The organism is Bacteroidales bacterium (assembly GCA_018334875.1).
GTDB lineage: Bacteria > Bacteroidota > Bacteroidia > Bacteroidales > UBA12077 > JAGXLC01.
In genome coordinates, this window is sequence record JAGXLC010000179.1 from 1 (window position 1) to 8,262 (window position 8,262).

General features: G+C 46.2%; 6 protein-coding genes. 4 read left to right on the forward strand and 2 right to left on the reverse strand.

Annotated elements, in window-relative coordinates:
* The 4 genes from KGY70_13405 to KGY70_13420 form a co-directional block, all read left to right on the forward strand.
* The coding region (locus KGY70_13405) for an adenosylhomocysteinase (GenBank protein MBS3776185.1) at positions 1-1,313 on the forward strand (1,313 nt) is incomplete at its 5' end.
* A gap of 100 nt (positions 1,314-1,413) precedes the next feature.
* Entirely contained in the window at positions 1,414-2,688 is a 1,275-nt protein-coding gene (metK, locus tag KGY70_13410) for a methionine adenosyltransferase (GenBank protein ID MBS3776186.1), read from the forward strand.
* Between the two features lie 262 nt (positions 2,689-2,950).
* The gene (locus KGY70_13415; GenBank protein MBS3776187.1) at positions 2,951-3,919 is read left to right on the forward strand and encodes an adenosine kinase; all 969 of its coding nucleotides are present in this window, start codon (positions 2,951-2,953) and stop codon (positions 3,917-3,919) included.
* A 512-nt stretch (positions 3,920-4,431) separates the two neighbouring features.
* On the forward strand, positions 4,432-5,397 hold the full coding sequence (locus KGY70_13420) for an adenosine kinase (GenBank protein ID MBS3776188.1): 966 nt from the start codon (positions 4,432-4,434) through the stop codon (positions 5,395-5,397).
* Between the two features lie 5 nt (positions 5,398-5,402).
* Here KGY70_13420 and KGY70_13425 read toward each other — a convergent pair whose 3' ends face one another.
* Positions 5,403-7,604 (reverse strand): amino acid permease, encoded by a 2,202-nt coding sequence (locus KGY70_13425; protein ID MBS3776189.1) that lies wholly within the window; start codon positions 7,602-7,604, stop codon positions 5,403-5,405.
* A gap of 14 nt (positions 7,605-7,618) precedes the next feature.
* Positions 7,619-8,262: polyphosphate kinase 2 family protein (locus tag KGY70_13430; protein ID MBS3776190.1), on the reverse strand; the 644-nt coding region annotated here is incomplete at its 5' end.

Below are 8,262 nucleotides of genomic sequence, written 5' to 3' on the forward strand. Positions count from 1 at the left end.
TGATTGAATTAAGGAATAAGTATGGAAAAGAGAAACCACTCAAGGGGGCCAGAATCACCGGTTCCCTTCATATGACCGTTCAAACGGCTGTGTTGATCGAAACGTTGGTTGAACTGGGTGCCGATGTTCGCTGGGCAAGCTGCAACATTTTCTCTACCCAGGATGAGGCTGCCGCTTATGTAGCCAAAAAAGGCGTGCCGGTTTTTGCATGGAAAGGTGAAACATTGGATGAATACTGGTGGTGCACAGCACAGGCATTGTCTTTCCCCGGCAGGAAAGGTCCCCAGTTGATTGTTGATGACGGTGGCGATGCTACACTGATGGTCACGCTGGGCTATCAGGCAGAGCAGGATCCATCCCTGCTGGATAAACAACCTGAAGCCTGGGATGAAAGGGCTTTACTGAACCGTCTGAAGAGCATTATGGAAGATGACAAGACAAAGTGGACAGATGCGGTCAAGGAACTGCGGGGTATTTCCGAAGAAACCACTACAGGAGTTCACCGCCTGTATCAAAGAGAGCAAGACAGCTCACTCTTGTTCCCGGCTATTAATGTGAACGATTCGGTTACCAAATCGAAATTTGACAACAACTATGGCAATCGGGAGTCGCTGATCGACGGTATCAAACGTGCTACGGATATTATGATAGCCGGTAAGAAAGCCGTGGTATGCGGTTATGGAGGCGTTGGTAAAGGTTGTGCCCAGGGCCTTGCAGCTTTCGGTGCCCGGGTTATCGTAACGGAGATCGATCCGATTTGTGCGCTGCAGGCATCCATGGAAGGCTTTGAAGTTACTACCCTGGAGGATATAGTAAGTGAAGCAGATATTTTTGTAACTGCTACGGGCAATAAAGATGTGATCACGTTGGAACACATGGAACGGATGAAAGAAAAGGCCATTGTCTCCAACATCGGTCATTTCGACAATGAGATACAGGTTGAAAAGCTTGAGGAACGCGGAGATATTGAGAAAGTCAATATCAAGCCCCAGGTAGATCAGTATAAATTTCCCGATGGGCATTCCATTATCATGCTGGCCCAGGGACGTCTGGTAAACCTTGGTTGTGCTACCGGCCATCCGTCTTTTGTGATGAGCAACTCATTTGCCAACCAGGTGCTTGCCCAGATGGATCTTTGGCAAAATAAGCGTGATATCGGCGTGTACAGATTACCCAAGCACCTCGATGAGGAAGTGGCCAGAAGCCATCTGAAGCATTTGGGCATCAAACTGACCAAGATGAACAAGGAACAGGCCGATTATCTGGGTCAACCCGTTGAGGGTCCATATAAATCCGAGCATTACAGGTATTAACAGGGGAGCTCTTGCTGTCATTCATCTGGCAGCGGGAGCCTCTTAATATATTGATTGTTTATATTGTAGAATTTAAAAATTAACCAAAAAATTTAAGATTATGCCATATTTATTTACATCGGAATCCGTTTCCGAAGGACATCCCGATAAAATTGCCGATCAGATTTCTGACGCGATACTTGATGAACTGCTGAAGCAGGATCCGAATTCAAAATGTGCTGCCGAAACATTTGTTACAACCGGTCTGGTTATCGTCGGCGGTGAAATTAAAACCGAAGCCTATGTAGATGTGCAGGATATAGCCCGAAATGTGATTCGCCGAATAGGCTATACCAGTCCCGAGCTTAGATTCGATGCCGATTCCTGTGGTGTCCTCACGACCATTCATGAACAATCACCCGATATTAGCATAGGTGTTGAAAGGGAATCCGAAGAGGAACAAGGTGCAGGCGACCAGGGCATGATGTTTGGCTTTGCCACCAATCAGACTGAGAATTACATGCCTTTACCGGTGGATATTTCCCACAGACTGTTGAAAGAACTGGCCGAGATCAGAAGGGTGGAAGGTGAAATGCCTTACCTGCGTCCTGATTCTAAATCACAGGTCACCATTAAATATGATGATGACGATACCCCAGTGGGAATTGATACCATTGTGGTATCCACGCAACATGATAATTTCATTAAACCAACAGATGATTCTGAAAAAGCCAGAAAGAAAGCCGATAAGGAAATGCTGGCAAAGATTGAAACCGATGTTGAAAACGTATTGATTCCACGGGTAAAGGAAACTTATCCCAAGGCCATTCAGAAGTTGTTTGATACAGATTTCAGGTTGCTGGTCAATCCAACCGGAAAATTTGTTATCGGAGGTCCTCACGGCGATACCGGACTAACAGGAAGGAAGATTATTGTGGATACCTATGGCGGCCGTGGCGCTCACGGCGGTGGTGCTTTCTCAGGAAAGGACTCATCCAAGGTGGACCGTTCCGCAGCTTATGCAGCCCGCCATATTGCCAAGAATATGGCGGCAGCAGGCGTCGCAGACGAAGTAGAGGTGCAGCTTGCCTATGCCATTGGTGTAGCTGAACCGGTAGGATTCTATGTAGGCACAAACAATCCCAGGGTCAACCTTTCCAATGAAGAAATTGCAGAAAAGGTGAAGAAGTTGTTTGATCTTCGCCCCAGCGCCATTGTAAAGCGGTTTGGACTGAGAAATCCCATCTTTATGGAAACAGCCGCTTATGGGCATATGGGAAGAAAGCCCGGCAAAAAGGTGGTTTATGTGAACGACCACAAAAAAGAAGTAGACACCTTTGCCTGGGAAAAGCTGGATTATGTTGATAAGATCAAGGAAGAATTCAACATAAAATAAATATATAGTTAGAGTCTGTCTATAATATCCGCTGGCTGCGTTATGCTCGTTTTTCATGCCAGTCGATTACATCAAGTAAACTCCTGTCATTCAAAACTCGCAAGCCTTGCCAGCGAACATTCTAGACGAGACTCTTTCAAATCTATTTGACTTTATGGACAAACACTAGTTAAATGTTTTTATGTCCCAAAATCAGCCGGATATATTTATGTGACGGTGGGATTTTGGGACATTTTATTGATCATTAGAAAAGAAGATAATTATGGATAAAGTTTTAGGAATTGGCAATGCGCTGGTTGACATCATGACCAAATTGAAAAATGATGATTTGTTAAAGGAGTTCAACCTGCCAAAAGGCAGCATGCAGTTGATCGACCAGGATTTCGTCAATAAGATAATCAAAGCCACGGAAGATCTTGAAAAGCTCCAGTCCAGCGGGGGCTCTGCGGCCAATACCATTCACGGACTTGCCCGTTTGGGTGCACCTGCAGGTTTTATAGGCAAGGTAGGAGAAGATGAGCTGGGTGATTTTTTCTACGATGATATGAAAAAGAACAACATCGATCCCAAACTCTTCCGCACCCAAACCTCTACAGGCCGTTCCTATGCCTTGGTCTCCCCCGATTCGGAACGGACCATGGCTACAATGCTTGGAGCTGCCGTGGAGTTAAGTCCTGATGAGCTCACGGAAGAACTTTTTAAAGGTTATCAGTACCTACATATAGAAGGCTATCTGATTCTTAACCATGAATTGCTGAAAAAGGCCTTTGAGCTGGCCAAAAATCAGGGAATGAAGGTTTCTATCGATCTGGCGAGCTTTAATGTGGTTGAAGATAACCTGGAATTTCTGAAAACTTTTGTTAAGGATTATGTGGACATCATCTTTGCCAATGAAGAAGAAGCCAAGTCCTTCACCGGCAAGGAGCCTGAGGCTGCCCTCGATGACCTGGCAGAGGTTTGTGATATAGCCGTGGTAAAGGTGGGCAAGGAAGGCTCATTTGTAAAAAGTGGTGCGGAGAAGGTTCGAATCGATCCAATAGAGGCTAGCCCAATCGATACAACCGGCGCCGGTGATGCCTTTGCCGGTGGTTTCCTGTACGGACTGATTAAAGGTTATCCAATGGACAAATGCGGATATATAGGCGCCGTGCTGGCAGGCAAGGTGATTGAAGGTATGGGAGCCAAGATGGATGATGAGAAATGGAAGGAAATCTATGGGATGATTGATTGACTGACTGATTGACTGATTGGTTGATTGGATGATTGGTTGATTGGATTGGTTGATTAAGTTGATTGGTTAATTAAGTTAATTGGTCGATAGGTTGATTGAAATAATGCAAGAAGGGTTAAGTAAAGTTAAGTTAAGTTAAGAGGGAGTAAATCAGGGAATTTTGATACAAATCAGTTGCCTGGAAAAAATTTGGGATGCATTCTTTCGTAGCAAGATACTCCTCTCTTTTTCTCAATCAATGTCCCTTCTTCTTCATTTATGTATATGTATACTACACCAATCAACCTTTTCACCAGCCAATTAACCATTTAACCAGTAACCCAATTTAACTCAATTAACTCAATCAACTTAATTAACTTAATTAACCAATTTTACTCAATTAACCAGATTACAATGGTATTTTCATAAGTATGAGCTTCCGTTCTTACTTAAGTTAGTAGCTTTTCATTATATTTAAACCTTCTAACAAAATTTTTTTTCACTTCACGTCCTGAACGACAAAATGAACGGTTATGGCAAAAGTAATGGGTATAGGCAATGCATTGATTGATATTATGGCCGAGCTTCCCGATGAAAGCTTGCTGAAAAAGTATTCCTTCGCAAAAGGATCACAGGAGCATGTCAATAAAGAGGTATTTGATCGGTTCTACGAGGAATTATCCCTTACTGATGCCCGATTTATTCCGGGAGGTTCCACGGCCAATACCATTCATGCATTGGCTAATCTGGATCATAAAACGGCTTTCATTGGAGCCATTGGGAACGACGAACATGGGAAGATGTTCGAGGAGGATATGACCGGTGCAGGTGTTTACACCGATCTGATCCGGAAGGAAGGAGATACCGGAAAGGTGCTGCATCTGAAAACGCCCGATAATACGATTACCAGAATCGGCTACACTGGAGTTAATGATGATCTTACTTCTGATGATCTTTCGGATAAATACCTCGCCAACTACAGCCATTTGCTGATTGACGGATATATGCTTCCCAACGAGGATTTTATTCAGGCCCTGGCCGATTTTGACGATATCCAGTATATGAAGGTGGTCTTTGATCTGGCCAGCAGTCATATTGCCGAAGGGCACAGGGAGTTTCTGAAACAATTCCTCAAGGGTACTGTGGACATACTTTTTGCCAACGATTTGGAAGCCTTTTCCTATACGAACAATGAACCCGAACGGGCCATAAAAAGCCTCGCCAAAGACTGTGAAGTGGTGGTCATAAAAAAAGGCGATAAAGGCTCCTTGATTCAGCGGGGAAGTGAGTTTTATCCCATCCCATCCTCTCCGGCCAATGTTGTTGAATCAAGTGGGGCAGGGGATCTGTATGCAGCAGGCTTTTTGTACGGGCTGCTGAAGAATTACCACCTCACCCATTGCGGAAAAATCGGAGCTTTCCTTGCTTCCAAGATACTGGAAGTGGAAGGAGGGAGAATCTCTTCCGAGGACTGGCGGGTAATTAAGAAGATGATATAGTATTTTCAGGCCTCCAGCGATACATCGCCGGCATTATAAGTCATTATAACGTCGCCCGGCAGATCGACGATCTCCTTCATAAAGGTTAACAGTACACCGGCGGGATCTTTGTCTGCAGGCTCAAAGCCCGCAAAGAGCACCGCAGATGGAATCATGGCACTCCGCACGGCATCCAGCGGGTCCTCCGTGGGAAGAACTACCGTATCTGCCTCTATTCGTCCTTTTGTTAACATCTCCTCCATTTCACGTTTCACATTTTCCACATCGGCTTTGGGTGCTACCGGCCGGAGTATCCTTAACGGGCAGTCACGCCAGGCCCGGTTGCTTTTTAAAAGATACCCCAGGAGCAGCATCATCGGACCATTGTTGGCATCGGTCCACCAGATGTTGATGGCCCCTGACGGTGGATTCCAGGTTTCCTCTTTATGATGGCTGTGCAAGATCAAACAGCTATACTCCATCTTTTTGGCCAGGCTGAGAATGGTAGAAAAGGTCCTGTTTTTTTCGGGGTCGTTGCTCCAGCCAAGAAGTAATGTGTTGGGCCTTATGCCTCCGATCCCATGCGTCTGTAATAGCGCCTTAAGTCCTTCGGAAAAGCTTTCATCAACAATTACTACGGGAAAAGCCGGCAATTTTTTCTCGCGGATGAAATTGCGCATCAGTTTCTCGGCTTCCATACGCCGGGAATTCAGATTTTCCAGGTCACCGGTTATTACCTGTGCAAGCGAGACAATGCCACGGCCTGCTGATAACAGGCTGGCATAGCGTACCAGATGCATCCGGCTTCCGGCAATGCCGCTAAGGGTGAGGATAGACGGACGCCAGTTTTTGGGATGGTAGCTTTCCCTTTCAAGGCGCAATAGCGCTTTTCGTGCCTGCTGATAGGCAATGCCACTGTGCACATCGCCCCACTGCACGATCAGCTCGGCTCGTGTGATGAGGAAAAATAGTCCGCCGGCCAGCACAATGGCAACCAATGCCCATACCCAGGTTATCAGGAACATGATGCACAGGCTTCCAAAGGCACCAAGCAGTGAAACCGACCAGTGGTTATATTTGAATGTAGGCCTGAAACTGGGATTTCCGGATATGCCTTCGTAAAAGCTGGCCAGGTTAATGGTGCCATAGGTTAAGAGGAAAAACATGGTGATTATGGGGGCTATTGTATCCAGGTCACCTGCCATAACGCCTGCTTGTGCCAGAACAAATGTAATTAATATGGCCCTGCGGGGTTCGTTGGAGCTTCCGCTCCCCCGTGCAAAATACCTGAGCCGTTTGAAAACATTGTCCTTTGCAAAAGCCTGAAGAATACGGGGTGCTCCCATCATACTGCCCAGTGCCGAGGACAAAGTGGAAGCAATAACGCCCACATAGATCAGCGGTCCATACCAGGCTTTCTCATGCATCACCATTACATCACCAAACAGGTTCTCACGGGGGCTGCTGGCAGCCATCAAAATGGCGATGCCTGCATATATCAAAAGAGTGAAGCCGATGGCCAAAAAGGTGCCTCGCGGAATCGACCGGCTGGGGCTTTTTAGATCTCCGGACATGTTCACTCCTGCCATGATACCGGTTACAGCAGGGAAGAAAAGGGCAAATATTGTAAAGAAAGAATGGCCGGCTGTCCAGTCGGGCTGGAGGTTTCTGCTGAGCAGTTCCGGAGAGGCCTGCTGCCATGCCCCGAAAACATAAGAACCGATGGCAAGAAGCAGCAGGGCCAGAATGACATACTGAACCCGTATGGTCCAGCCTGCCCCGATGTATACAAATATAAAAACTACAACATTGGTTAAGGTGGCTACCATTGTGAAGGAGTGATTTAGCTCAGGGAATGCTAACAGCAGTGCTTCGGTGAAACCCACCACGTACATGGCAACGGACAATGCCAGGGCGATATAGAAAAATATGGCAATCACCCCGCCAAATTCCACCCCGATGCTTCGGCTTATCAGGTAATAGGAACCTCCGCCTTTGACCTGCATGTTGGTTGATATGGAGGATAAAGATAAGGTGGTGATGAATGTAAATAATTTGGCCAGAAGAAGAATCATCAATGCACCCCACAGGCCGGCATTGCCTACAACTACATCGTAGCGGAGGAACAGGATCACTCCCAGAATGGTTAGTACGCTCGGGGTAAATACGCCCCCGAATGTTCCGAATTTCTTAGGCTGTCTCTCTGCGTTTGGTTTGTCTTTTGCCATAATGGTTTGGTTTTTTAATCGGGGATAATGATGTTTTCCAGACCCGAAGGAGGTTCGGGATAGTTTAAATTCAACGATTTCATGCGCTCCAGTGTGATGCTGCCCACCATAAAATCCCTGGCCCATTTCCGGTTGGCCGGTATTACATACCAAGGGGCATGCTGTGTGCTGCATTCATTCAAAGCCCTGTTAAAAGCCTGCATGTAATTATCCCAGTATGTTCGCTCCTCAAGATCACTCTTATCAAATTTCCATTGCTTATCGGGTCTTTCAAGCCGCTTTTCCAGGCGGTCTTTTTGTTCTTTCCTGCTGATATGGAGCATGAATTTAAGCACCAATACATGATTTTCCGTAAGGTACTTTTCAAAGGCATTGATCTGGGCATATCGCTTTTCGATTTCTTTATCCGGCACCAGGTTGTGCACGCGGGCAATAAGCACATCCTCATAGTGCGAACGGTTAAAAATTCCGATCATCCCTTTACGGGGGATCTCTTTATGAATCCGCCACAGATAATCATGTTCCAGCTCAGTTCCACAGGGTGCCTTAAAGTTAATAACCCTCACCCCCTGTGGATTTAACGGGCCAAAAACATGGCGGATGGTGCCGTCCTTTCCCCCGGTGTCCATGGCCTGAAAAAGGATCAGTACGGCATATC

Excerpts from the sequence above, each read along its gene's own strand:
- metK (MBS3776186.1), top strand. The coding sequence starts at position 1,414 with ATGCCATATTTATTTACATCGGAATCCGTTTCCGAAGGACATCCCGAT.
- KGY70_13425 (MBS3776189.1), bottom strand. The coding sequence starts at position 7,604 with ATGGCAAAAGACAAACCAAACGCAGAGAGACAGCCTAAGAAATTCGGA.
- KGY70_13415 (MBS3776187.1), top strand. The coding sequence starts at position 2,951 with ATGGATAAAGTTTTAGGAATTGGCAATGCGCTGGTTGACATCATGACC.
- KGY70_13420 (MBS3776188.1), top strand. The coding sequence starts at position 4,432 with ATGGCAAAAGTAATGGGTATAGGCAATGCATTGATTGATATTATGGCC.